General features: G+C 72.5%; 15 protein-coding genes. All 15 read right to left on the bottom strand.

Going from position 1 to position 25,163, the window contains the following annotated elements; all coding sequences use genetic code 11:
- Positions 1 to 2: 2 nt before the first annotated feature.
- The 15 genes from ACZ4QV_RS31430 to ACZ4QV_RS31360 all read right to left on the bottom strand — a co-directional run bounded on the left by ACZ4QV_RS31430 (position 3) and on the right by ACZ4QV_RS31360 (position 25,129).
- Positions 3 to 650 (bottom strand): PIG-L deacetylase family protein, encoded by a 648-nt coding sequence (locus tag ACZ4QV_RS31430; protein WP_361635072.1) that lies wholly within the window; start codon positions 648 to 650, stop codon positions 3 to 5.
- The gene (locus ACZ4QV_RS31425; RefSeq protein ID WP_361154735.1) at positions 647 to 1,441 is read right to left on the bottom strand and encodes a sugar phosphate nucleotidyltransferase; all 795 of its coding nucleotides are present in this window, start codon (positions 1,439 to 1,441) and stop codon (positions 647 to 649) included. Before ACZ4QV_RS31425 ends, ACZ4QV_RS31430 begins: the two co-directional genes overlap by 4 nt.
- 13 nt (positions 1,442 to 1,454) lie before the next feature.
- Complete coding sequence (locus ACZ4QV_RS31420) at positions 1,455 to 2,690, bottom strand: class I SAM-dependent methyltransferase (protein WP_361154734.1); 1,236 nt, start codon at positions 2,688 to 2,690, stop codon at positions 1,455 to 1,457.
- Positions 2,687 to 3,958: a glycosyltransferase gene (locus ACZ4QV_RS31415; RefSeq protein WP_361586995.1), complete on the bottom strand. Its 1,272-nt coding sequence runs from the start codon at positions 3,956 to 3,958 to the stop codon at positions 2,687 to 2,689. Before ACZ4QV_RS31415 ends, ACZ4QV_RS31420 begins: the two co-directional genes overlap by 4 nt.
- Positions 3,959 to 3,966: 8 nt before the next feature.
- Complete coding sequence (locus ACZ4QV_RS31410) at positions 3,967 to 5,262, bottom strand: O-antigen ligase domain-containing protein (protein ID WP_361635169.1); 1,296 nt, start codon at positions 5,260 to 5,262, stop codon at positions 3,967 to 3,969.
- 1 nt (position 5,263) lies between these two features.
- Positions 5,264 to 6,790, bottom strand: coding sequence for a right-handed parallel beta-helix repeat-containing protein (locus ACZ4QV_RS31405; RefSeq protein ID WP_361586992.1), 1,527 nt, complete (start codon positions 6,788 to 6,790; stop codon positions 5,264 to 5,266).
- A gap of 8 nt (positions 6,791 to 6,798) precedes the next feature.
- A complete protein-coding gene (locus ACZ4QV_RS31400) occupies positions 6,799 to 8,766 on the bottom strand; it encodes a heparinase II/III family protein (protein ID WP_361635076.1) in 1,968 nt (655 codons plus the stop codon).
- Positions 8,763 to 10,952, bottom strand: coding sequence for a bi-domain-containing oxidoreductase (locus ACZ4QV_RS31395; RefSeq protein ID WP_361635079.1), 2,190 nt, complete (start codon positions 10,950 to 10,952; stop codon positions 8,763 to 8,765). The genes ACZ4QV_RS31400 and ACZ4QV_RS31395 overlap by 4 nt, the downstream gene beginning before the upstream one ends.
- 25 nt (positions 10,953 to 10,977) lie before the next feature.
- Entirely contained in the window at positions 10,978 to 12,906 is a 1,929-nt protein-coding gene (gene asnB, locus ACZ4QV_RS31390; RefSeq protein WP_361154727.1) for an asparagine synthase (glutamine-hydrolyzing), read from the bottom strand.
- Positions 12,907 to 12,909: 3 nt separating this feature from the next.
- Positions 12,910 to 14,481, bottom strand: coding sequence for a Wzz/FepE/Etk N-terminal domain-containing protein (locus ACZ4QV_RS31385; RefSeq protein ID WP_361154725.1), 1,572 nt, complete (start codon positions 14,479 to 14,481; stop codon positions 12,910 to 12,912).
- Positions 14,478 to 15,875, bottom strand: a complete 1,398-nt coding sequence (locus ACZ4QV_RS31380) for a Wzz/FepE/Etk N-terminal domain-containing protein (RefSeq protein WP_361635082.1) — start codon at positions 15,873 to 15,875, stop codon at positions 14,478 to 14,480. Before ACZ4QV_RS31380 ends, ACZ4QV_RS31385 begins: the two co-directional genes overlap by 4 nt.
- Positions 15,872 to 17,173: a glycosyltransferase family 4 protein gene (locus ACZ4QV_RS31375; RefSeq protein WP_361635085.1), complete on the bottom strand. Its 1,302-nt coding sequence runs from the start codon at positions 17,171 to 17,173 to the stop codon at positions 15,872 to 15,874. Before ACZ4QV_RS31375 ends, ACZ4QV_RS31380 begins: the two co-directional genes overlap by 4 nt.
- On the bottom strand, positions 17,163 to 18,482 hold the full coding sequence (locus ACZ4QV_RS31370; RefSeq protein WP_361635088.1) for a nucleotide sugar dehydrogenase: 1,320 nt from the start codon (positions 18,480 to 18,482) through the stop codon (positions 17,163 to 17,165). The genes ACZ4QV_RS31375 and ACZ4QV_RS31370 overlap by 11 nt, the downstream gene beginning before the upstream one ends.
- A gap of 82 nt (positions 18,483 to 18,564) precedes the next feature.
- The gene (locus tag ACZ4QV_RS31365) at positions 18,565 to 20,043 is read right to left on the bottom strand and encodes a sugar transferase (RefSeq protein ID WP_361154718.1); all 1,479 of its coding nucleotides are present in this window, start codon (positions 20,041 to 20,043) and stop codon (positions 18,565 to 18,567) included.
- An 838-nt stretch (positions 20,044 to 20,881) separates the two neighbouring features.
- Positions 20,882 to 25,129, bottom strand: a complete 4,248-nt coding sequence (locus ACZ4QV_RS31360) for an nSTAND1 domain-containing NTPase (RefSeq protein ID WP_467763711.1) — start codon at positions 25,127 to 25,129, stop codon at positions 20,882 to 20,884.
- Positions 25,130 to 25,163 lie beyond the last annotated feature (34 nt).

Below are 25,163 nucleotides of genomic sequence, written 5' to 3'. Positions count from 1 at the left end.
TTTCAGTCCCCCAGATCGAGAGTGAGTTTGGCGACGGCGAACGCCTCGGCGTAGCGCGCGTGGCATTCGATGCCGCGGATCCGCGCCAGCCCGAGGAAGGCCTCCCGGTCGTACCAGGGCCGGTGCCGTTGCGAGGGGTAGTGCTCCTGGAGCAGCCGCACCTTCTCTTCGGCGACCTCCGGCGACAGTGGCTGGTACGCCGCCGGGCGGCCGAGGTCGCCGTCCCACTTGGCGATCTCGTAGCCGAGTACGAGGTGGTCGCGGAACGCGGTGGTCATCAGCTTGGCCAGGCCGCGGTGGTCCTGGTGGGCGTCCTCGGTACGAGGGGCCAGCACCAGGTCCGGCTCGCTCTGTCCGCGCAGCTCCTCGACCGCGGCCTTGGCCTCGTCCCAGTGCGCGGGCAGCCGGCCGTCCGGCAGCTTGAGCACGGACAGCCGCAGGTCGGCGCCCGGGCAGAAGGCGGCGAGCGCGGCCTGCTCCTCCTGCTCCCGCTCGCTGCCGCCGCCGGAGAGCACCAGCGCGTCGACGCGGACACCCGGCCGCGCCTGACATACCGTCAGCAGTGTGCCGCCGGCGCCGATGGCGATGTCGTCGCAGTGCGCGCCCACCGCGACGACCCGCTCCAGGCGCCCGGCCCCGAGCCGGATCACGCCCGGACTCCGGCGCTGTCCCGCTCCCACACGGCCCACGGGCGATCGCCCCGCGCGTAGGCGGCGTCGAGCGCGGCCCGCTCCTTCACGGTGTCGGTGGGCTTCCAGAAGCCGCGGTGCCGGTGCGCCACCAGGCGTCCCCGTTTGGCCAGTTGAGCGCAGCCGTCGGCGACCAGGTCCCCGTTCTCCGGGATGTGGTCGAAGACTTCCTGGCGGAGCACGAAGTAGCCGCCGTTCTCCCACAGCGGCAGTTCGCTCACCTCGGTGATGCCTCCCACCAGGCCGTCCTCGCCCAGGTCCACGCAGTGGAACGAGGACTGCGGCGGCACCACCATCATCGACGCGCCGGCGTCGCGCCGGGCGAACCGGTCGATCATCTCCGGCAGCGGAGCGTCGGTGAGCACGTCCGCGTAGTTGGCGAGGAACATCTCGTCGCCGTCCAGGTGGTGCCGCACCCGGCGCAGCCGTTCCCCGATCGGTGACTCGATGCCGGTCTGCACGAACGTGATGTTCCAGTCCGCGATGTCGGTGGACAACAGCTCGACCCGCCCGTTGCGCAGCACGAAGTCGTTGGACGCCGTCTCCTCGTAGGTGAGGAAGAAATTCTTGATGTGGTCGGCCCCGTAGCCGAGGCACAGGATGAAGTCCGTGTGCCCGAAGTACGCGTAGTAGCGCATGACATGCCAGATGAGCGGCCGCGGGCCGACCATCGCCATCGGCTTGGGCACGTCGTCGGACGCGCCGGCGCGCATCCGCAGCCCGTAACCGCCGCAGAACAGTACGACCTTCATGCTGCGACCTCTTTCACGACGAGACCTCGACGATGCTCAGTTCCGGAATGGGAAAGACCAGCCGGCCGCCCCAGGCGTGCACGAAGGACAACTGCTCGGTCAGCTCGGCCCGCAGGTTCCAGGGCAGGACGAGTACGTAGTCCGGGCGGTCGGCGGCGATCTGCTCGGGCGGCAGGATCGGGATGCGGGTGCCCGGGGTGAAGCGGCCGTGCTTGTAGGGGTTGCGGTCGACGGTGTACGGGAGCAGGTCGGGCCGGATGCCGCAGTGGTTGAGCAGGGTGTTGCCCTTGCCCGGGGCGCCGTAGCCGACGACCGTCTCGCCGCGCTCGGCCGCCTCGACGAGGAACCGCAGGAGGTCCCTGCGCACCTTGGCCACCCGGGCGGAGAACTCGGTGTACCCGGACAGCTCCTGGAGTCCGGCGGCCTTCTCCCGCTCCAGCACGTCGGCCACCTGGCGGGACGGCTCGCCGGCCGCTCCCTCCGGCCGGGCCCACAGCCGGATGGAGCCGCCGTGCGTGGGCAGCAGCTCGACGTCCACGAGCGCGAGTCCGCCGCTCGCCAGCGCCCGGATCGCGGACGCCACCGTGTAGTACTGGAAGTGCTCGTGGTAGACCGTGTCGTACTGGTTCTGCTCGATCAGGGTCAGCAGGTGCTGCACCTCGATGGAGACCCAGCCGTCGTCGGCGACCAGGGCGCGCAGCCCCCGGGTGAACCCGGTCACGTCGGGGATGTGCGCGTACACGTTGTTGGCCACGACCAGGTCCGCCGGACCGTGCTCGGCGCGGACGGCCGAGCCGGTGGCGGGGTCCAGGAACTCCGTGACGGTGGGCACACCCGCCTCCCGTGCCGCGGCGCCGACGTTCACCGACGGCTCGATGCCGAGGCAGCGGATCCCGCGGTCCACCACGTGTTTGAGCAGGTACCCGTCGTTGCTCGCGACCTCGACCACGAAGGCGTCCGGGCCGAGACCCGCCCGCCCTACGGCGTCGGCGACGAACGCGCGCGCGTGCTCCACCCAGGACGTCGAGTAGGAGGAGAAGTACGCGTACTGCGTGAACGTCTCCTCCGGCGTGATCAGCGGCGGGATCTGCGCGAGCCAGCAGTCGGTGCAGACCCGCAGGTGCAGCGGGTACGTCGGCTCCGGCTCGTCCAACTGGTCCGCGGCGAGAAAACTCTCGCACGGCGGGGTCGCCCCGAGATCGACGACGCTGGCCAGCGCCGCCGAGCCGCAGAGTCGGCATCGTGTCATGTACTGCCCCCATTTCTGCTCGCACGGTGCCCCCACCGCGAGCCAGTGCTTGTGTTCCCCGGCGGCGGGCCGTCCCCGCCGCCCGACCGACCCGCGATCGCGGTGCGGTACCCCTCCACCAGGCGCTCAAGACCGACGGCCGGGCTGAAGCCCCGCTCGTAACGGTCCCGGGCCGCCCGGCCCATCTCCCGGTTGCGGGCCCGCTCGGCCGTGATCCGGCGCAGGCGGTCCGCGAGCGAGGCGGACTCGCCGGGCCGGTGCAGCAGCCCGGTCACCCCGTCCTCGACGAGTTCGACGAAGGCGCCGTGACCGGCGGCGACCGCCGGGACCCCGGCCGCCATCGCCTCCACGACCACCAGGCCGAACGCCTCCAGCCACGTCGAGGGAGCCACCACGGCGACCGACCGCGCGACGGCCTGCCGGCACCGCGCCGGGTCGTACAGCCCGGCGTACCGCACGTCGTCCCGGCCCGCCGCCCAGGCCCGCACCTCCCGCTCCAGCGGCCCCGCCCCCGCGATCACGAGCGGCACGCCCACCCCGCCGTCCGCGGCGATCTCGTCCCACGCGGCCATGAGCAGCCGCACGCCCTTGGCCTCCGCGAGCCGGCCGAGGTAGAGCAGCTGCTCGCCGTCGCCCGACCGGCGGATGCCCGGCTCCGGCACGAAATTGTGCTTCACCGCCAGCCGCTCGGCCGGCATGCCGGCCCGCACCAGGACGTCGCGCTGCGCCGCGGAGATGCAGAAGAACCGGTCCACGCCGGTCCACCACCGCCGCCGGTTGACCGACAGGCTGACCGCGAGCGGCACCGTCGCCAGCCGGGAACCGCGGTAGCAGCCGTGCCGGACGGCGGGCAGCGGCGCCGCCCCGACGCACTCGGTGCACGGCCGGCCGTCCCGTTGCAAGGTGCCGGGCGGGCAGACCTGGGTGTAGTTGTGCAGCGTGGCGACGACGGGCACACCGACGTCGGCGCAGGCGGCCAGCACCGCGGGGGACAGCAGCGGGAAGACGTTGTGGACGTGCACCACGTCCGGCCGTTCGGCGCGGAGCCGGGCGGCCAGCTCCGTGCGCACCGCCGGGTTCCACGGCACCAGCAGTGGCACCGCGGCCTTGCCCGGCAGGGACCGGCCGGCGATGTCGTCGCTGCGCCGCTCGAACACCTCGACCCGGTGGCCCGCCGCGCGCAGCAGCTCCACCTCCTGGTCGACCACGTTGTTCTCCCCGCTCGGCTGCGCCGAGGAGTAGCGGTTGTGCACCACGAGAACGTGCATGTGCGGGGTCACCTCCGGTCCCGGGCCCACCGCGGGACATGTCGTCTGGGGGGTTCGGGCGCCGGGAGCGGCGTGGCCGTGGCAGGCGCCGCCAGCAGCGCGGCGGCCAAGGTCAGGTGCAGCAGGTACGGCGAGGCGTCGCCCAGTCCGGCCTCGGTGTACGACGCGATCGCGCAGTAGCTGATCAGGAAGATCGCGCAGGCCCTCGGCAGCGACGGCGGTCGCAGCAACGCGACGCCGCCCAGTACGAGGATCATCGCCGCCACCAGGGTGACGCCGGTCAGCCCCTGCTCGTGGTAGACGGCCAGCCAACTGTTGTCGATCGGCAGCCCGCCGAACGACTTGTCGCCCAGCCCCACGCCGAACAGCGTCTCCACGGTCGTCCGGGGCGCCGCCAGCAGGGCGTCCCAGACCGTGGCCCGGCCGGTGAGGCTGGTCAGGTACTCCTGGCTCTGGCCCCGCAGGAACCACGTCCGTAGCGCGGAGGCGAACCCCGCCGCCGCCACCGCGGCGCACAGCACCGCCCAGGTGAAGAACCGGCGGGCGGCGGCGCTGGTCAGGACGAGTGAGCCGATCGCCAGCGTCAGCCCGACGAGCAGGCCGAGCGTGGCCGTCCGGGTATGGGTCAACGCGAGCAGGGCCCCGGCGGGCACGATGACGACCGCCGCGCTCGCCCGGTCGGTACGGCGGCCCAGGACGAGCAGCACGGTGAGCCCGATGATCACTGCGGCGTACTGCCCGATCTGCGGCGGGGTGAGCGGCCACAACGCGCCGACCAGGCGCCCGCCGTAGAGTTCGGGCAGGGCCGCGCCCGGCGAGACGGCCAGGCCGACGGCGACCGATCCGAGCACCGCGAAGTACATGCGGATGTGGTGCCGTACGAACGTCAGACCGCCCCACCAGCGGCTGAGCAGCCACAGCGTGCCGATGAACAGGGCCAGCCGGGCGCAGCGGAACAGCGCGCCGAGCCCGGACTCCAGTTGCAGGCTGGAGAGCACGCTCGGTACGAGGAGCAGGGTGAGCAGGAGCAGGAAGGCGCTGGCCCGGATGCGCAGCCGGAGGTTGAGCGCGAGCGCCAGCGTGAACGCGGCGACCAGCGCGCCCATGGTGACGAGCTGGATGAGGGAGCGGGGCAGCGGGATGATGGTCTGCGCCCCGGCGGAGCCGAGCGTGTTGAGGATCAGCAGTCCCCAGACGACCCCCACGGCCTTCGGCGGGCCGGCCGTGCGCGCTTCGGCGCCGGTCCGGGTGCTGTCCGTGTCCGTACCGCCCGGCAGCCCACCGTGCCGCAGGTCCCCGCCCATCTCAGTCACCGGCCCCTGGGGCGAGGGTGCTGCCCGCGTCCTGCTCGTAGGGAGCGCCCTGCCACTGCCGGAAGTCGAGCACCCGGCTCGGGTCGTGGGCGACGAAGGTCCAGGGGCCGACGTAGGTGTTGTCGTGCCAGCGGTTGTGCTGCTTGAGGGTGATCGCCTCGGCCACCCGCTCACCCTGGTACGGCGACCAGTCCGGGTAGGTGCCGTAGTTGGCGAGCACGGCCATCCGGTCGCACTTCGCCGTGCACCCGACGACGGACTTGTCCAGCACGAAGCGGTTGTCGTGGATGTCCACCCGCTGGGTCTTCCACCGGCAGTCGGCGTAGAGCGGCGCGGTGGCGATCGCCGGACGCGTACAGCGGTCGGCCTGCCGCACCAGCAACGTACAGTCACCGGAGGACGTGTTGGCCGGGCTGTTGCAGAACCGGTCGGCGTTCTCCCACAGGGTGATTCCGGACCAGTTGTTCTCCAGTACGTTCCGGTAGACCTCGATCTTGTCGGTGCGGGCTGTGATGCGCGGTTCGCCGCCGGACTCGGACAGGTAGACGGTCGCGAACGGGAAGCTGTCACCGCGGTCGGCGTACCGCCGGCCCTCGACCCAGTTGTTCCGCCGGATCGTGTTCTTCCGGATGACCGCGTTGTAACTGGTCTCGTAGATCAGCGCGGCACCGTCGTTGGCCTCCAGCACGTTGTCCTCGATGCGGAAGTCGTTGTTGTTGGTGTCCGCCCACAGTCCGGTTCCGTGGTTGCCGTGCACCCAGTTGCCGCGTACGTCGGCACCGTTGACGGCCCAGAACTTCACGCCACCGGTGCAGCCGCAGCCCGGCCGCCGCCGCTCCCAGTCACCGGTGTTGTTGGCCGTGATCTCGTTGCCCTCGACCACCAGGCCGCTGATGGGGCCGTCGTCCTTGTACGCGTTCATGCCGTACTGCCCGTTGTCCCGCAGGCAGTTGGCGCGGACCCGCTGCCGGGCACCGGCCATCAGTCCGGCGCCGGAGTTGCGCTGGATCGTCGTGTGCTCGATCACCCACCCGTCGGCCGAGTCGTGGTTGACCACGCCCTCGTCGTGCGGCGCGACGAAACCCTGCACGGTCAGGTGGCGGACGGTGACGTCGCGGGCCGTACCGCTGAACGCGTACTGGTTCTTCTTCCGGCCGTCGAGCACCGCGCCCGGAGCACCGAGGTAGCGGTTGCCCTGCTTGGGGACGACCTGGGCGTAGCGGTCCGGATCGAGCCGGTGCGTGCCCGGCCGGAGCCAGAACGTGGTGCCCGGTGGGTTGCTCCTGGTCTTCGCCGCCAGGTCGCCGACCACCGCGGGATCGACCGTCACCGCGCCCGCCGGTGCCTTCGCCGGCCCGGCAGCGGGCCGGGCGCACACCTTGGCCACGGCCGACCGGGCCCCGGACGTGGAAGGCGCGACGTCCGGCTTCGACCCGGCGCCCGGCGTGCCGACGCAGCCGGAGGCCAGCAGTGCCAGTGCCGCCACCGGCAATGCCCGATTCCGCCACTTGATCCCCACACGCCCCCCTAGCCGCGGAACCCGAGCACGGTGGTGAACTCCGCGGTGCCGTCGGCGCTACCGGTGCCGATCAGCGTCGTGCTGGGTTCCTTGCGCCCGAAGCCGGGGGAGTACCAGCCCAGTGGCGGACCGGTCTCGCCGCGATGCGCCCGCCAGCTCAGCCGCCCGGGCAGGTCGAGCACCGCGGACCGGTCCTCGCCGTCCCGGGTCCAGGTGAGCGCCGCCCGGTTCCCCGCCAGATCCGCGGTGATCTCCGGGCCGAGATGGAACGCCAGCCGAACGGTCCCGCGATCGCCGCGTACCTCGTCCACCACGCGCAGTTCCCGGCGCGCGGCGGTCAGCTCCACCCGGCGCCGGTGCACGGAACGCCGGTAACCGTCGTGCTCGGCGCACCAGCGGGCCGTACCCCCGCCGGACGCGCCGGACGGGTCAGCGACCAGGACGCGGCTGCGGGCGTGCCGGGTCCACAGGAACGGACCACCGGAGACGGACTGGTCACGGCCGTCCCGTTGCAGCGTGTTGTGGGCGAGGGTCGAGCGGAAGTACTGCCGCCACTCGGGCTGCCCGTGGTAGCAGAACGTCCCCGGGTCGGCGAGCACGTCGACCCCGTCGTGCCGCACCTCCACGGACAGCGCGTCCGCGTGGGCGTGCGCGGCGATGGACAGGAAACCGTGCGGTCCGCCGTCGCAGCGGCACCAGATCTCCTCCGGACCGCGCAGGATGGTCATGCCCGCGTCGGCGAAGTGGCCGGGCCGGCTCGCCGGGCGGGCCACGGCCGGGGCGGTTCCCGGCTTCGCGTACGGCCGGACGAGCGCGGCCAGCAGCGGGGTGCGCACATCGGTGCCGGTCACCGCCGGCCACCAGGCGAGCCGGCCGAAGACGGCGTCCCCGGTGGCCAGCAGTGAGCCCCAGCGGCCGGTGCCCGCGCCGTCCAGGACCAGACCGTGCCCGTCGTCCGCGTCCCCCTGGCGCGGCGGCCGCAGCCGGTTGTCCACGACGGCCGCGAGCGCGTCGGTCATCCGCAGCAGCACCAGCCGCACGGACGGCGGGACCGGCACACCGGCGGCATCCGCCTCGGCCACCGCGGCCAGGCCGAGCTCCAGCACCAGCCCGTGATACTCGGTGGCCAGCTCACGGTTGAGACCGGAGCCGAAGGTGTTGCCGCGCAGGTGCCGCTCCAGCGACCGCAGCGCGCCCGCGCGCCAACGCGCCGAGGCGGGGAACCACCCGAACGCGCAGGCCGCCGCGAACTGCCCGGCAGCCTCGGCGATGACGTGGTTGTTCGCCGAAGACCCCCGGCTGGGGAAGGCGGCCAGCCAGCGCTGGTGGTGCCAGATCTGGTGCAGCGCCACCGGGTTGTCCTCGAACAGCCCGGCCGCGCCGGGCCAGCCGTGGAGCAGCCGGCGGATCCATACCCACGAGATCAGCCGGATGCCCAGCTCGATGCCGCTGATCCAGTGCACGCCCCGCAGCGGCGGGTTGGCCGCCCACCACGACCGCAGGTGCCCCGCCACCCGCTCGGCGTACCGCTCGTCCCCGGTGACCGCGTAGGCGGCGGCGAGCACGGTGAGGTACTGGTGCCGGGACAGCTCCCAGATCTGCTTGATGTCCCCGGTCACCTCCTCGTCCCGGTACGGCACGTCGAAGGCGTAGCCCCCCGGTGCCCGGCGCCCGGCCTTCGGGTCGCCCCACCAGTCCGGGTCGGCCAGGTCGTCGCGGACCACCCCGAAGTACTCGACGTGCCCGGCCAGCAGCCGGTCCGCCTCGGCGAGGAGACGTTTCACGGCGTCCGGCGGCAGCGCGGCGAGCGTCCCGGCGGGCAGGACCGCGGTGAACCGGGCGCCGGTCACGCCCGGGTGCCCCGGCCGTACCGAACGCCACCGCCGTCTGCGCACCGCGTCGCCCACCCGGCCGCCGACCTCCCGCGGCCCCATCCGGGAGAGACGGCGCAGGTACCAGCCCGCGTTGATGGTCACGGTGTCCTCGCCAGGGTCACCGGCGCGCCGGCGGCCAGGCCGGCCTGTACGGCGAGGGTGGCCGCCGTGGTGGTGACCAGCGACTCCAGCGGCACCGGCATGGGCCCGCCGGTCCGTACGGCCTTGACGAACGCCGCCAGTTCGGCGTTCTGCCCCTTGTCCCGGGCCTTGGGGAGCCTGGAGCCGACCCAGCGCTTGTGCCGGCCGTCGTAGACAGCGGCACGGACGAAGTCGTCGAGCCGCAGCGCCTTGCCGTCCGCGACCAGGTCCAGCGTCTCCTTGGGGAGGCCGGCCGGTCCGGTGGTGACGTAGCTGATGGTGGCCGTGGATCCGTCCGGGTAGCGCAGCACGGCCTGCAGGTCCTGGTTGCCGGACGTGGCGACCGCGTACACCGAGACCGGGTCGGCCCCGAGCAGCCAGCTCGCCGTGTCGATGAAGTGCCCGCCCTCCCCGGCGAACCGCGAGCCCTCGGTGCCCTGCCGCAGGTACCAACTGCCGTGCTCCAGCCGGCCCGCGTTGACCAGGTAGCGCAGGGTCGCCGGACCGCTCCGGGCGCCGAACCGCTGCCGGGCCTCCCGCAGCAGCGGCGCGAACCGGCGGTTGAAGCCCACCTGGAGCCGGTCGTTGCCGGACTCCTCCACCGCGGCGAGCACACCTGCGAGGTCGTCCTCGGTGAGGGCCAGGGGCTTCTCCACGAACACCGCCTTGCCCGCGAGGAGTGCCCTCCGGGTCAGTTCGGCGTGCGAGCTGTGCCGGGTGACGACGAACACCGCGTCGATCGACTTGTCGCCGAGCACGGCGTCGAGATCGGTGGTCGCCTCGGCGAAGCCGAACTTCCGCTTCGCGTTGGCCGCGGACAGCGCCGTCGTGGTGACCACGGCCGACAAGGCGACGCTGTCGCGCCGCGCCAGGTGCGGCAGCAACATGGATGTCGCGTAGTTGCCCGCGCCGACGAACGCCAGCCGCACCGGAGACGTGACGGACCGGCCCGGCGCGGACGCCCGTACGTTCACCGGCGGCACCGCCACGACCGAAGCCTGCGCTTCCTCCGGTTTTCCCGCGTGGTCGGGGTACCGGAACAGCACCGCCACGGCCTTCAGGTCGCCGTCCTTCAGACGCCGGTACGTCTCGACGGCGTCGTCGAAGTCGGCCGTGTGGGAGACCAGGGGCTCCACGTCGACGCGGCCGCGGGCGACGAGATCGAGGAAGCACGCCAGATTGCGGCGCTCGGTCCAGCGCACGTAGCCGATCGGGTAGTCCCGCCCCTGGAGTTCGTACTCCGGGTCGTACCGCCCGGGGCCGTACGACCGGGAGAACCGGACATCCAGCTCCTTCTCGTAGTACGCGTTCCACGGCAGGTCCAGGCGGCACTTGCCGATGTCGACGACCCGGCCGCGGTCCCGGCTCAGCCGGGCGGCCAGCTCGACGGGCTGGTTGCTGCCGCCGCCGGCTGCCAGGTACACCTGATCCACGCCGTGCCCGCCGGTGAGTTCGGCGACGGCGGTCTCCACGGCGGCGGACGCGGGATCGCCGCAGGCCGCGGCGCCCAGGCGCGCGGCGAGCGCGCAGCGCACCGGGTCCGGATCGGCCCCGACGACGCGGACCCCCGAGGCGGCCAGCAACTGCACCACCAGTTGCCCGATCAGCCCGAGGCCGACGACCAGCGCCACGTCGCCGAGCTGTGACTCGCCTTGGCGGACGCCCTGCAACGCGATCGACCCGACGGTCCCGAAGGCCGCGTGCCGCGGCGCGAGGCCGTCCGGCACCGGGGCGTAGAGGTTCTTCGGCACCCAGTTCAGCTCGGCGTGCAACGCGTGCTCGTTGCCGGCGCAGGCCACCAGGTCCCCGACCGTCACATCGTCGATCCCGGCGCCGACCTGCTCGACCACCCCGCACAGCGAGTAACCCAGCGGCGTGTACGAGTCCAGCTTGCCCATCACCTTGCGGTAGGTGGCGGGCACCCCGTTGGCGGCCACGCTCTGCACGACCTTGGCCACCTGGTCAGGACGGGAGCGGGCCTTGCCCATCATCGACAGGCCGGCCTCGGACACCTTCATCAGTTCGGTCCCGGTGGAGATCAGCGAGTAGGCGCTGCGGACCAGCACACCACCCGGCTTGCACCCCGGAACCGGCACGTCGAGCACCGCCAGCTCGCCGCTCTTGTAGTTCTGCACGACCTGTTTCACCCGAGCTCCTCTTGTGTCCACGCCGTCAAGCCGCCCGGCTCCGGCCGGAGCCGGAGGTCGCGCCGCGATACCAGTACTCCAGGGTCAGCACATGCCACAGATGCTTGGAGAAGTCCCGCTGCCCGGCGGCGTCCTCGGCGACCATGCGGGTCAGCGCGTCACGGCGCAGGAGCCCGGAACCGACGAGCACACCGTCGTGCACCACCTCGCGCACCAGTGGTGCCAGGTCCCGGCTCATCCAGGCCCGCAGCGGGGCGCTGAACAGGCCCTTGGGCCGGTAGACGATCTCCCGGGGCAGGACCGAGGCGGCCGCCTCCTTGAGGACGGCCTTGCCCTGCCGTCCGACGATCTTGCGGTCGCCGGGCACCGCGAACGCCGCCTTGACCACCTCGACGTCCACGTACGGCACCCGCACCTCGGTCGACGCGGCCATGCTCGACCGGTCCGTGTAGGCGAGGTTCAGGCCCGGCAGGAACATCCGGGCGTCGCCCAGGCACATGCGGTTGACGAAGTCGTCGAGGTCGTTGTCCTGGTAGATGTCCGCATGCTCGGTCAGTACGTCCTCGACCGTCCCGGCCAGGTCCGGGTGGACCAGGGCGAGCAGCTCGTCCTGGTCGTACATGGTGTAGCTGCGCCGGAAGGCGGTCTCCTCCGGCAGCTCGGCGAAGGACAGGAACCGCTTCGCGAAGCGCACCGACCGGTACCCGCGGCGGGACGTGGCGACCGGCAGCCGGCCCACGGTCGCGGACAGGCCGCTGCGCAGGGGCCGGGGGACGCGCTGGTAGCGCAGCGCGAGCAGGTTGGCCAGGTGCTTGCGGTACCCGGCGAACAGCTCGTCGGCCCCCATGCCCGAGAGCATCACCTTGACGCCGGCCTCCCGGGCCGCCGAGCAGATCAGGAACGTGTTGATGGCGGCCGGGTCGCCGATGGGCTCGTCCAGGTGGTACGTCATCCGCGGCAGCAGGTCGAGCACGTCCGGCGCGATCTCGATCTCCCGCAGGTCGACGCCGAACCGCTCGGCCACCTGCCGGGCGTAGCGCAGGTCGTCCGGCATCGCCTCGAACCTGGCGTCCTCGGCGCGGAACCCGATCGTGTAAGCCGAGATCCCGGGCCGGTCGCGGGCCGCCAGCGCGGTCAGGTAGCTGGAGTCGAGACCGCCGGAGAGGAAGGTCGCCACCGGCACGTCGGAGAGCAGGTGCCGGCGGGTCGACTCCTCGACGATGGCGGCCAGGTCCGGCTGCTCGCCGCTGCGGGCCTGCTCCCGGGCCTCGGCGGCGATGTCCCTGAGGTTCCAGTACCGGCCGCTCTCGACCAGGCCGTCGGGCCGGCACCGCAGCCAACTGCCCGGCGGCAGCTTCTCCGCCTCGCGGAACGCACAGCGCGAGTCCGGCACCCAGTAGTACAGCAGCGAGGCCACCAGCGCCGCAGGGTCCACCTGCAGCGACCCGCCGGCCACGGCGGCGAGCGCCTTCAGCTCGGAGGCGAACAGCAGGCCCCCACCGCGCCGCAGCAGGAACAGCGGCTTGATGCCGAGCTGGTCGCGGGCGAGCACCAGCTCACCGGTCCGCTCGTCGAAGACCGCGAACGCGAACATGCCGCGCAGCCGCGGCAGGCAGTCGGTACCCCAGCGCCGCCATGCCTCCAGCAGGACCTCGGTGTCGGAGGTGCCGCGGAAGCGCACTCCGGAGGCCGACAGTTCGGCGCGCAGTGCGGGCGCGTTGTACAGCTCGCCGTTGTACGTGAGAGCGAGGCCGTCCGAAACCATCGGCTGGGCGCCGGTCCCGGACAGGTCGATGATGGCCAGCCGACGGTGCCCCAGGTGGACTTCGCCGTCACCGGCGGGGTGGCTGTAACGGCCCGCCCCGTCCGGACCGCGGTGGGCGAGGATGTCGGTGAGCCGGTCGGTCACGGCCTTCCCGTCCGGCCACCGGTACGTACCTGCGATGCCACACATGTCCTACCGAGCCTCCTGGTCGCTGCCCGGGACGCGCGCGGCCGACATCGACGGCCGCTCCGTCCGCAACGGGCCTGTTCCGTGCTGCCGGGCCAGCCGTTCCGTCCGCGGCAGGCCCGTCCCGTGCTGCTGGGCCGGCCGCTCATCAGGGCCGCGCAGCGCCGTGTGCGGCCCGTCCCACAACGTGCCGTCGGTCCGGTCCCGCGGATCGGGATCGATCAGCACCACACCGATCACCGGAACGCGCTGGTCCGCGAGGTGCCGCGCCACGGTGTGCAGCCATGCGGCGCTGCCGTGCCCGGCCCGCACGACGAGCACGGTCCGGCCGCCGAGGTACCGGAGGTCGGTCCACGCCGTGCCGGGCGCGACCGAGCCGACGCCGAGCCGGCGCACCTGTCCCGGCACGGCCGCGGCACGCTCGCCGCTGACCACGGTCGTGTTCTCCGGTTCCCGGTGGCTGTCGGCGAGTTCCGGGCCGGGCAGGCCGTCGATGACCGCCACCGGCCCCTCCGCCGCCAGGGCCCCGGCGACGTTCAGGGCGATCACGCTCGTACTGCGCGCACAGCCCAGCTCCAGCAGCGACACGGGTTCCGCCGAGTGGCGCACGGCACGGGCCAGGGTCGTGGTGAGCCGTTCGTACGCAGCCCGGGTCCGGCGGCGTTGCCACGGACCGGTGGGCCGGCGGGGCGCGCGTGGCAGCTCCGCGATGACCGAGGCGCCCAGGTTCGCCGCGATCTCCCGGCGCAGTACGGGGCGGTCCGCCACCACCGCGCCGACCGCGGCCAGCGCGAGCCCGACGGCGAGCCCGAGGACGAGCCCGATGGCGGCGTTGGTGGCAGCGGCTCTGGGCAGGGAGTGCCGCACCGCGCGCGGTGCGTCCACGATCTGCGTACCGGCGACGAGCCGGGGCGTGCCCATGCGCGCCTCCTCGGCGCGCTGGTCGAAATCGGCGATCCGCGAGGTCAGTTCGGCCCGGCGGGCGAAGAGCGACTCGATGCTCGCCGACGCCCTCGGGTCGCTCTCCGGCGACCGGTTCCCGATCGCCTTGTCGACCTGGGCCAGCTCGTCCCGCATACGGTCCCGCTGGTCGCGCAGGGCCTTGGCCTCGGCCTGCGCGGACTCCCGCATCCGCCGCACATGGTCCGTGACGAACGCGTCGGCCAGCGCCTCGGCCCGGGCCACCGCCTCCGCGTCGCTGGCACCTGTCACATCGATCTGCAGCAGGTTGTTGGTCAGGCCGGTGCCCCGGTAGTCCCGCAGGAAGTCTTCCGGTTTTTCGGAAGACTTGAGGGTCCGCAGGGCCTGGGCGGCGATCCGTGTGGTCCCCAGCAGCGCGACATCGGTACGGATCAGTGTTCCGGTGTCGTTCGGCTGGTCCGCCTGATGGGTGACCAGCACCGTGGTCACCGCGGCCGGCGGGGGCGGCAGCAGGACCGCCACCGCCGCGCCGATCAGCAGCCCCAGCAGCGCCATGGAGCTCCAGAGGCGGCGGCGCCTGCGGACCGCCGCCACCAGCGCCTGGAGGTCCAGCAGGGGAGTGGTCACCGACGGCTCCGGAGCCGTGCTCGTCGTCACACGGAACCTCCCGTCGCGGGGCCGCGGACCGCGAGCGACAGGGCGGCGTTCTGCGAGGGACGGCCTGTGGGCCGCGTCGGACGGGTCCACACCGGGCCGGCGACGACGGTGCCGACGACCTCGTGCCGGGCGTCCGCGCACGCCGCCGCGATCCCGGCGAGTTCCTCCGCGGTCCAGTTGCCCGCGCTGAGCACGATCAGGGCGCCGGACTCGGTGTCGCGGTCCGGCACCATCGGCCGGGACACCGAGACCTCCACCACCCGCAGCGTGGGGTTTCCCCTGCTCGAAGAGCTGGGGGAAGGATCGCTCGCGGCCTCGGCGACGAGCTGCCCGGCGGCCCGGCGGGCGATCTCGTCGCCCTCCGGTACGACGACCAGCACGCGTCGGGGGGCCGGCAGCCGGTCCCGGAGGCGAGCGCACACCCGCCGGTAGCGGACCCGTCTGCCGGCCTCGTCGCCGGACCGCTGCGGCTCCGGTACGTCCCACCGGGTGTCGATGCCCAGCAGCCGGCGGATACGGGCCCGCCGGTCACGGTCTTCCGGCCGGTGCGCCCGCCCTTCCCCCGGCACGTCGACGGCCCCCAGCAGCGTCGTGCCCAGTGCCGCGGCGACCTCCGGTTCGGTGCGCAGCCGGCGGTTCATCCGGGCGGCTGCGAGATGGCCGACGACCGCGAGCAGGAAGAACAGCAGCGCCCCGGCGACGATGAGCTGCATCCTCGTCGGCGGCACCGCGCCGGTCGGCCGGGCCGCCGGTCCCATGACGACCATGCCGGCCTTGCCGGTCGCCGGGTCGGCCTCGTCCAGCTTCTTCATGGCCTCCTGCAGCGCGGTGCGCAGCTTTTCCAGCGCCGTGCGGGCCTGCACGCTCTCCACGGTCCGCCCGGGATCGGCCGCATTGGCCAGGTCGGTGATGCGGCGGTTGGTCTCGGCCACCTTCTGCCGCAGGTCCTCGGGCCCGGCAGCCGTTCCGGGGTCGGCGGTGCCGCCGGCGATCCGTGCGGCGAAGGCGACGAACTGCTGGGCCACCTGGTCGGAGAGCTGCTGCGCGCGCTCCGGGGTGTCGGCCGTACCCGAGATCTCGATGATGTTCCCGTCGGCGGCCTCGGCGCTCACCCGGTCCCGTAACGCGTCTCCGCTGACGCCGGCCCAGCCGAGTTCGGCGGCCGCGCGGTCGACCACCGCCGAACTGGCCGCGATCTCCACCTGCGTCAGCAGCTCGCGCTGCTCCCACTGCCCCGGCAGCAGTACCGATGCCGACGCCGTGTAACGCGGCGGGTACAGCACCGAGACGCCGTAGCCGACGAGTGCGCCCACCACGGCGAGGACGGCGAGGAACCGCCGGCGCCGACGGAGCATCCGCCCGATCGTGACCAGGCGTATCGTGTCGTCGCTCAAGGGCGCCGCCTCCTCCCCGCCCGGCGCCGGGCCGGGCCGCCCGCCGGCACCGGAGTGCGGCCACGGCAGGCGGCGGCGTAGGCGGCGAGCAGCGAGCGCTGGGAGTTCCGCCAGGAGAGCTCCCCGCCGACCCGCTCCTGGCCGATCTTGCCCATCCGGGCCCGCTTCTCCGGATCGTCCAGCAGCATCGCGATCAGCCCGGCGAACGCGGCCTCGTCGTTGGCGGGCGCGTAAACAGCGGCCTCACCGGCGGAGACGCGCGCTTCCCGGAGATCGAACGAGACGATCGGCCGCCCCATCGCCATGTACTCCAGGACCTTGTTCATGGTCGACACGTCGTTGAGCGGATTGCGCGGGTCGGGGGAGAGGCACACGTCCGCGGTGGACAGACAGCGCACCAGGTCGGCGTCCGGGATACGCCCGGTGAACTCCACCTGCCCGGCGAGCCCGAGCTGCCGGGACAGCTCCACCATCGCGTCGAAGGCGTCACCTGCCCCGACGAACACCGCGTGCCAGTCGGTCCGCCCGCACTCGTCGCGCAGCTTCGCAAGCGCCCGCAAGGCGTAGTCGACACCGTCCTGCGGACCCATGACGCCCAGATAGCACAGCAGATGGGGCTTGCCGCGCTTCAGCTCCGGCTCGGGCGGAACCGGTTGGAACCGGTCGGTCCGAGGTGCGCTGCGCACCACGAAGACGTCCTCCGGCCATTGACCGCCACGGCGTATCGCGACGTCCCGGTAGCTCTCGTTCGTGGCCAGGACGACATCGGCGGCCCGGTAGGTCAGCCGTTCCAGCGCGCACACGGCCCGGTAGAGCAGGTCTTCGCCGCGGCCGAACCGGGAGAGGTACAGCTCGGGTACCAGGTCGTGCTGGTCGAAGACGAACCGCGCGCCGCGCCGCTTCAGCCACAGCGCCGGCAGGAACAGCAGGTCGGGCGGGTTGCAGGCGTGGACCACGTCGACCGGGCCGACCGCGCGGGCCAGCCGCGCCGTGTGCCACAACGCCGATCCGTACTCCCGCAGATAGCCGGCCGGCCCTCCGGTGGCCGCGCGCAACGGGTAGCGGTGGATCCGCACCCCGTCGAGCACCGCCTCCGGCTCGGTGTCCCGCTGCTCCCCCCGGGGACAGATGACGTCCACCGTCCACCCCGCGTCGCGCAGCGTCGTGCACTCCTGCCACACCCGCCGGTCGAACGGCACCGACAGGTTCTCCACCAGGATCAGCGCGCGCCGGCCCGGCCGGCCGCCGCCCGCCGCGTCGCCGGACGATGTGCCGTCGAACGTCGTGTCACCAAGCAAGGCCCACGTACCCCGGTTCGGCCCGGCGCGCCGCGGCGTCGGGAAGGTGGACGAGATCGATGAGCACCGGGCCGTCGCCGCCAGGGGGCAGCGCCGACAGCACGGCCGGGTCCTTGGTGCCGACCAGGCACACCTCGGCGTGTTCGAGCACTTCGCCGACGGAGTCCGCGAGCAGCTGCGCCAGGTGCGGCAGCCGGGTCTCGATGTACTCACGGTTCGCACCGAGCAACCGGGACAGGCTCACGTTGGCGTCGTAGATCTTCAGGTCGTACCCCTTGCCGAACAGCCGCTCCGCCAGCTCGACGAGCGGGCTCTCGCGGAGGTCGTCGGTGCCGGGCTTGAAGGACAGCCCGAGCAGGCCCGCCCGGCGTTTGCCGGTGCGCTCGACCAGCTCCACCGCCCGTTGCAGGTGCGCGGAGTTGGACGGCAGCACATGGGCGAGGATGGGCACCGAGACGTCGGCCCGCTGCGCCGCGTGGACCAGGCTGCGCAGATCCTTGGGCAGGCAGGAGCCGCCGAAGGCGAAGCCGGGCCGCAGGTAGGCGGGGCTGATGTTCAACTTGCGGTCGGCCAGGAAGACGTCCATCACCTGGTGCGAGTCCACTCCGAGCGCCTGGCACACCGCGCCCAGCTCGTTCGCGAAGCCGATCTTGAGACCGTGGAACGCGTTGTCCGCGTACTTGATCGCCTCGGCCGTCGGGACCGGCACCCGGAACACCTCGCCGGGCAGACCCTCGTACAGCGCCGCCACCACGTCACCGCTCACCGGATCGAACTCACCGATGACGGTCTTGGGCGGGTCGAAGAAGTCCCGCACGCTGGTGCCCTCGCGCAAGAACTCCGGGTTCACCGCGACCCCGAAGTCCGCCCCGGCCGTACCGCCGACGTGCTTCTCCAGGATCGGCACCAGCAGGTTCAGGCAGGTGCCCGGGAGCATGGTGCTGCGGAACACGACCGTGTGCCGCCCGCCGCACTCCGCCAGCACGGCGCCGATCTGCTCGGCGACCCGCTCCAGGTACGTGGTGCACAGGCTGCCGTTGGGTTCCGACGGCGTGCCCACGCAGACCAACGACACCTCGCTGCCCAGGACCGCCTCGCGCACGTCACCCGTGGCGCGTAACGCTCCGGTCCCCACGACCTCGGCGATCAGCTCGCCGATCCGCTCCTCGACCACCGGAGCCTTGCCGTCGTTGACCAGGTCGACCTTCACCCGGTTCACGTCCACCCCGATGACCTCGTGCCCCAGGCCGGCCAGGCACGCGGCCGACACACAGCCCACGTAGCCGAGCCCGAAAACGCTGATCTTCATGATTCGTCCCTCCCCCCGGGCAGGCCCTGCCGGCCCGCGGTCCGCACGCCGGCAGGACCGTTTCGTCGCAGCCCCCCGCGCATCAGTAGGCCCCCTGCCCGTAGAGCACCGCCCGCAGCGTCTTCCACAAGATCACTGCGTCCAGCGCGAGCGACCAGTCCTCCACGTACCGCAGGTCGAGGCGGACCGCCTCCTCCCACGGCAGGTCGCTGCGTCCGCTGATCTGCCACAGGCCGGTGAGGCCGGGCTTGACCAGCAGCCGCCGCCGGATGTCCGGGCCGTATGCGGCGGACTCCTCCGGCAGCGGAGGCCGCGGACCGACGAGCGACATCGATCCGGTCAGAACGTTGAAGAGCTGCGGGAGTTCGTCGATCGAGTACCGGCGCAGCGCCGCCCCCACCCGGGTCACCCGCGGGTCCCGGCGGAGCTTGAACAGCAGCCCGGCCCCCTCGTTGCGGTGGATCAGCTCGGCACGTGCCGCGTCGGCCCCGGTGACCATGGTGCGGAACTTGAAGAGGGTGAACTCGCGGCCGTCCTTGCCGACCCGGCGCTGGCGGTAGACCGCCCCACCAGGACTGTCCATCAGTACGAGCAGCCCGACGAGCACCATCAGCGGCGCGAACAGCACCAGCAGGACCGCCGCGCCCAACCGGTCGACGACCCCCTTCACGGCTCGCCGGCCCCCGGTGAACGTCGGCATGCTGACCCGCAGCAGCGGAATCCCGAGCACCGCGTCGACGTGCAGCCGCGGGCCGGCCACCTCCATCAGCACGGGGGCCACGACCATCTCGGCATCGCTGCCTTCGAGGTTCCACGCCAGCCGCTGCAGCCGGTCCGGCGACCAGTGCGGGTCCGCTGTGATCGCGACGACCCGGTAGCCGTCGCGTCGGACGTGGTTGGCGACATCCGTCAGTGGGCCGACGACCGGTACGCCGTCCAGGTGGCCACCGTCGAGTCCGAGGCCGTCCGTCGTGCACACGGCGTCCACCCGCCACCCGAGGTGCGGGAACTTACGGGCCCGGGCGATCAGGTCGCGCACGGTGTCCGGGCTCCCGGCGGCGAGCACCGGTCTCAGACACCGTCCTTTCTTCCGCTGCCCGTGCAGCCACAGACGCAGCAGGTACCGCACGGTCATGGTGACGAGGGCGAGCGCCGGGATCGCGACGAAGATCCAGAGCTTGATGTTGCGCGAGGTCAGGGCGATCCCGCCGAGCGCCAGCACGACGGCGGCCGTGAACAGTGAACGGCCGAGCCGACGGAATTCCTCCGCCCCCTGACCGAGCACGGCCGGAGCCCACGCCCGGCTCACCGCCAGCGAGCCCAGCACCAGCAGCTCGGTGCCGAAGGCGAGAATGCCCCACTTCTCGTGCCAGTTGGCCGCGTCCCGGGCCCCGAAGAAGATTCCGATGGCCGCCACCACGAAGGCGGTGGCGACGGTGTCGCTGGTGATCACGGTACGGCGGTACCGCTGCTCCCAGTCGAGTGCGGGCTCACTGCTTGCCCCGCTCGCCAGACGCCCGCGCGCCGACGGAAACGGGTTGACCAATCCCCCCTGTTGCACAGATTCCCCCCGGTCGCCAGTGGCTCGACGTGTTCGCCCAGCCCTGTTCCTCACCCCCGGGAGGCCCCCCGGCCCCCCGCGCCGCACTGTTCCTCCCCCGCGGAGGACCCCCCGTCCCCCGCGCAATGTCCCGGCCGTGTGAGTACTACGTGTGAACAACCCGACCCGGGAGCTGCGGACGCGCAGGTCCTGCCGTACTTCCGGGGCATGTGGAAACCCGTCGGAACCCCGGGCGCTCCCCGCACCCGGGCCCCCTTTCGGGCACCAAGAATTGATCACCGCACGTCTGGCGCCGGGACGCAAAAGCTGGCTGTTCATGGCGCCGGACCATGGATCATTAGTTGGTTGCCTCAGGCCCGAACACCTGAAGCACGGTCAATCTAGAGCATCGGCGCCGATAAGAAGAAGGGGATGTGTGCAATTTGTGCTCAAGCTGCGGAACTGGATCTACCGGCCGGTGCCCGTCCACGGCACACCGATCATGAGGGCATGTTGTGTGACCTGCTAAGAGAGTCGGTTTTCGGGCTGCCGGCGCCGATGGCCCGAGGCGCCCCGGCGTTGGCGCCTGGGCCGAGCGCGTGGCTTGTTGACGCCCTTCACCGGGGCCGCTGTGGCGGGAAGTCCGACGCCGGTCGGCCCCGGACGCTGCCGGCCGGGGATAACGGATGTTCGGGCGAAGGGGATTCGACTGCCCGGAGCGGTGGCCTGTTATGAGTTTCCGTCTGGAAATCGGCCCTCGGTCAGATGCTCTGCTCTCCGACGTTCCCCGCGTAAGTGCCGACCCGGTGTCGATCTTTCCCGGACCGGCCGCTCGAAAAGATGCACATTCGGCCACACCTCAAGCGCAGGTCCGCCGATACACGACTCCGTCGGGAACGTGACGCTGCCATTCCTTTTCGGTCAAAGACCGGACCGCGATCGTGCAGGCGTCGGCGGTGAGAGTGGCGAAGTCGTTGAAGGCGTCGGTGTCCCACAGGCGTACGGTTCCGTCTTCACCGCTGGTGGCGAGGGTGTTCCCGTCCGGGGCGAAGACGGCCGAGCGCAGGGTGCCGGTGTGGCCGGTGAACAGGGCCAGTTGCCGGTGGGTGCGGAGGTCCCACAGGCGGACCGTCCGGTCGTCACCGATGGTTGCCAGCGTCTCGCCGTCCGGGCTGACGACGGCTGACGAGACGGTGCCCGTATGGCCGCTGAGAGTGGCGAGTTGGCGACGGGTCCGTACGTCCCACAGTCTGGTCGCGGCGTCCCGGCCGCTGCTGGCGAGGGTCCTGCCGTCCGGGGTGAATGCCACCGACTGCACGACGCCGGTGTGGCCCGCCAGCGTTGCGATCAGGCGTCGCTGTCGCACGTCCCACAGCCACAACCGCCCGTTCCAGCCCGCCGTCGCCAGGGTGCCGCCGTCCGGGCTGAAGGCCACGGAGCTGACCGTGTTTCCGGGCCCGGCGAGAGTGCCGAGGTGCCGGTGGGTCCGTGCGTCCCACAGTTGCACGGACGAGGACGTGCGGCCGCCGGTTGCGAGGATCTTTCCGTCCGGGCTGAAGGCCGTCCAGGTGACCATGATGGTGATGGGGAAGGACGCCAGTTGCCGGTGGGTCCGCACACTCCACAGGCGGGTCGTGCTGTCGATGTAGCTGGTGGTGGCGAGGGTCTGCCCGTCGGGACTGAAGAGGACGGTCTGCACGGGCTTGCGGTGGCCGGCGAGGGTGGCGAGGCGACGGTGGGTTCGTACGTCCCACAGCAGGACCGCCGGATCGTCGTCGCTGCTCGCGGCGGCGTACCGGCCGTCCGGGCTGAACCGCACCGCCTTCACCTTGCCGGTGTGCCCGGTCAGGCGGCCCAGCGAGCGCCGTGTACGAGCGTCGTACAGGTGCACGGTCCCGTTGCGGTCACCGGTCGCGAGGACACGGCCGTCGGGACTCCAGGCCGGGCTTCCCGAACCGCCCGGCCCGGCGAAGGTGGCGCGCGGCAGCCCGGCCCGCATGTCCCACAGCCGGACCGTGGCGTCCTCGGACCCGCTGGCCAGCATGGCGCCGTCCGGGCTGAACGCGAGTGCGTTCACCATCCCGGTATGGCTGGTCAGCACGGTCACGCCGGTGCGCACCCGCACGTCCCACAGCCGTACGGAGCGGTCCTGGCCGCCACTCGCCAGGACCCGGCCGTCGGGGCTGAAGGCCAGGGCGAACACGGTGCCGCTGTGTCCGGTGAGTGTGGTGGGTGAGCGCTGCCCGCGCACGTCCCACAGGCGCGTCGTGGCGTCGCTCGCGCCCGTGGCCAGCGTGGTGCCGTCCGGGCTGAACGCCAGCGACTGGACCTCACCCGTGTGGCCCTTCAACGTGGCGGTACGCCGCTTCTCCCGTACGTCCCAGAGCTGTACCTCGGACTTGGCGCTCCTACTGGTGTCGTGGCCTGTGACGGTGACGGCAAGGGTCCTGCCGTCCGGGCTGTACGCGAGGAGGGCGGGCCAGGCGCCGTCGTCGTCGCGGTACACCGGGAGTTCACCGGTCCTCCGATGGGTACGGGCGTCCCGGAGAAGCACCTTGCCCCGCGGTCCACCGGTGGCGATCGTGCCTCCGTCCGGGCTGAAGACAGCCGGACTCCCGGCGGCCAGGACAGCGGTCTGCTTCCGCGTGCGCACGTCCCAGAGCCGCACTTTCCAGCCACTGTGGCTGGTGACGAGCGTCCTTCCGTCGGGACTGAACGCCGCCCCGTGCACCTGACTGCCACGACCGTCGAGTGCGGCAGGACGCCGGTGCCCCGCCGTGTCCCACAGACGGGCCGTGCCGTCGTTCGCACTGCTCACGAGCGTACGGCCGTCCGGGCTGAAGGCGACCGACCGCACCTCTCCCGTGTGCCCGGCGAGCGTGGCACGCAGGGGTGAGGAGACCGTGGACAGGAGCTGAGCGCGCGTCTCCGCGGTGGGGGAGACGCGCTGAGCGGCCAGGGCCAGACGGGCCGCCAGGGCCGGGTCGGCGTTGGCCTGCTGCCGGCTCTGCTCCGTCAGGCTCCGGGCGGCGGCCAGAGCCCGCTGCTCGCTGCTGCTGCGGGCGTTGAGGGCGGCCAGACCGGCGGCGACGAGGACGAGCGCGGTGAGCACGGCGAAGCCCGTACGGACCAGGCGCCGCCGACGGGCGAGATGCTGCTGCACCTGGGCACTGACCTCGAAGAACTCCCTCTCCTCGGCGGGTACTTCGGTGCCGCGCGCGCCGATCCACCGCCGAGCCTCCACGAGCTGCTCCCGGCCGAGCACCAGTTCGCGCGGGCGGCCCTGCTCCTGCCAGGCCCGCAGGGAACGGCGCAGCCCCTCCTGCCAGCCGCGGAACTCCCGGTTCTCCTCGACCCAGCGCCGCAGCCGCGGCCACTTCTCCACCAGCGTCTGGTGCGCCAGCTCGGCGGTGTCCCGCCCGGTCGGGCGACGCGTCACCACGACCAGCCGCGTACTGGCCAGCCGGTGGATCAACGCCCAGTCACCCGCGGAGAACTGCGTGCGGGCGGCGACCCGGCGGGTGTCCGGGCCGCGCTCCCCGGCGTCGAGCTGCTCGCCGGGACGGACCAGCTGGATGAAGATCCGCTCCAGCGCCTGGCGCTCGGCCACGTCCGCCCAGTCCCACAGCCGGTGCTCCGCCTCTCCCGCCAGGGCTCCCTCCACGCCGCCGAGCTCCTGGTACGCGGTGGTGGTCAGCCACCCGCGTTCCTGCCGCTCCCACAGGCGGCTCAAGGCGAACTCCAGCATCGGCAGCGCGGCCGGGCCGGGCGGGGCGTCCCGCAAGAGTTGCTCGACCAGGCCGTCGGCGAACCGGACCCCCGCGTGCCCCTCCAGCGGACAGGTGATCACTTCCCGTAGCTGCGTCCGCATCATCGGCTGCACCATCATGGAGGTGGCGTCCCATGCCGTACGCAGATGGGGGAGCTGTTCGAGCTGCCGGAGGAAGTCGATCCGGACGACCACCACGGCCTGGGCGGGACGGCTGCCGTCCGTGCGGCGAGCCGTCAGGACCCCGAGCATGGCGTCCAGCCGGCGGGCGGTGCCGGGCGCGTCCGCGAGGAGCGTCTCGAACTGGTCGGCCACCAGGACCAGCCGGCACCGCCCGCCGTGGCGGGAAAGCGTCTGCTCCACGGCGGTACGGATGCCCTGCTCGTCGGTGAGCTGCCGGGCCAGCGCCGACCAGCGGTCGTACCACCCCGCCTGCACGGTGTCCGGGTCTCCCGCCGAGGCCAGGGCCCAGGCCAGCAGTTCCTCGGCGGTCAGGCGCAGCCCGTGGGGCAGGCGGGCGATCAGGTACCGGTCGCTGTCGAGGTACCCGAGCAGGCCGGCGCCGACCAGCGAGGACTTGCCGACGCCCGAGGGGCCGAGCACCGGCAGGACGGGCACCTGATGCTGTTCAAGGAGTTCGATCAGCCGCTGCGTCTCGTTCGTACGGCCGTGGAAGACGGCGCGGTCGTGCTCGGTGAACGGCAGGAGCTCCCGGTACGGGCTGTCCGCCAGCAGCCTTCTGCGTAGCTGCGGCCACTCCCGTGTCAGGGACTCCACGGTGAGGGCGTAGCCGGTCCGGCGCCGCCGGTCCGCCTCGACGGCGACGACGACCCCGATGACGCCGCCGTACTCCTCGTCCCACACCGGCGCCCCGCTGAAGCCGCCCGCCAGCGGAAACGGCGCTTCTTCAGCGCAGGTGAGCTGCCACCAGCCGGTACCTTCGCGGCCCTCGACGGTGCCCCGGGTCCAGATCCCGGCGTCCTTGCCGCCACCTCGCCCCGGGTACTGCGGGAAGCCGAAAGCCCGCCAGCGGTGCCCGGCCAGGTCCTCCGCCTCCACGATCCGCAGGGGCGCCGCACCCGGCGGGGGCTCGCCGCTCAGTCGGAGGACGGCCACATCGCCGCTGTTGTCCCCGGCCACCGGAACACTGAAGTGGACGGAGGCCGTGGCCTCGGGACGCCCGGGCAGCAGCGGGAAGTCGAGGGTGACCGGAAGCAGGTCCGGCAGCGGTTCGTCGTCCGGGAGGTCTGCGGTGGAGGCGATGACGTGGGCACACGTGAGCAGCAGGCGGTCGGGGATCAGGAACGCCACCCCGACCGGGCGACCGTCATGAAGCACCCGGGCGGTCCCACGCTCCCACCCGGAGCCCGAC

This window comes from Streptomyces sp. NPDC026394 (assembly GCF_055567735.1).
The sequence above is the reverse complement of the archived record's forward strand: the minus strand, read 5'-3'. Positions and strand labels throughout refer to the sequence as shown.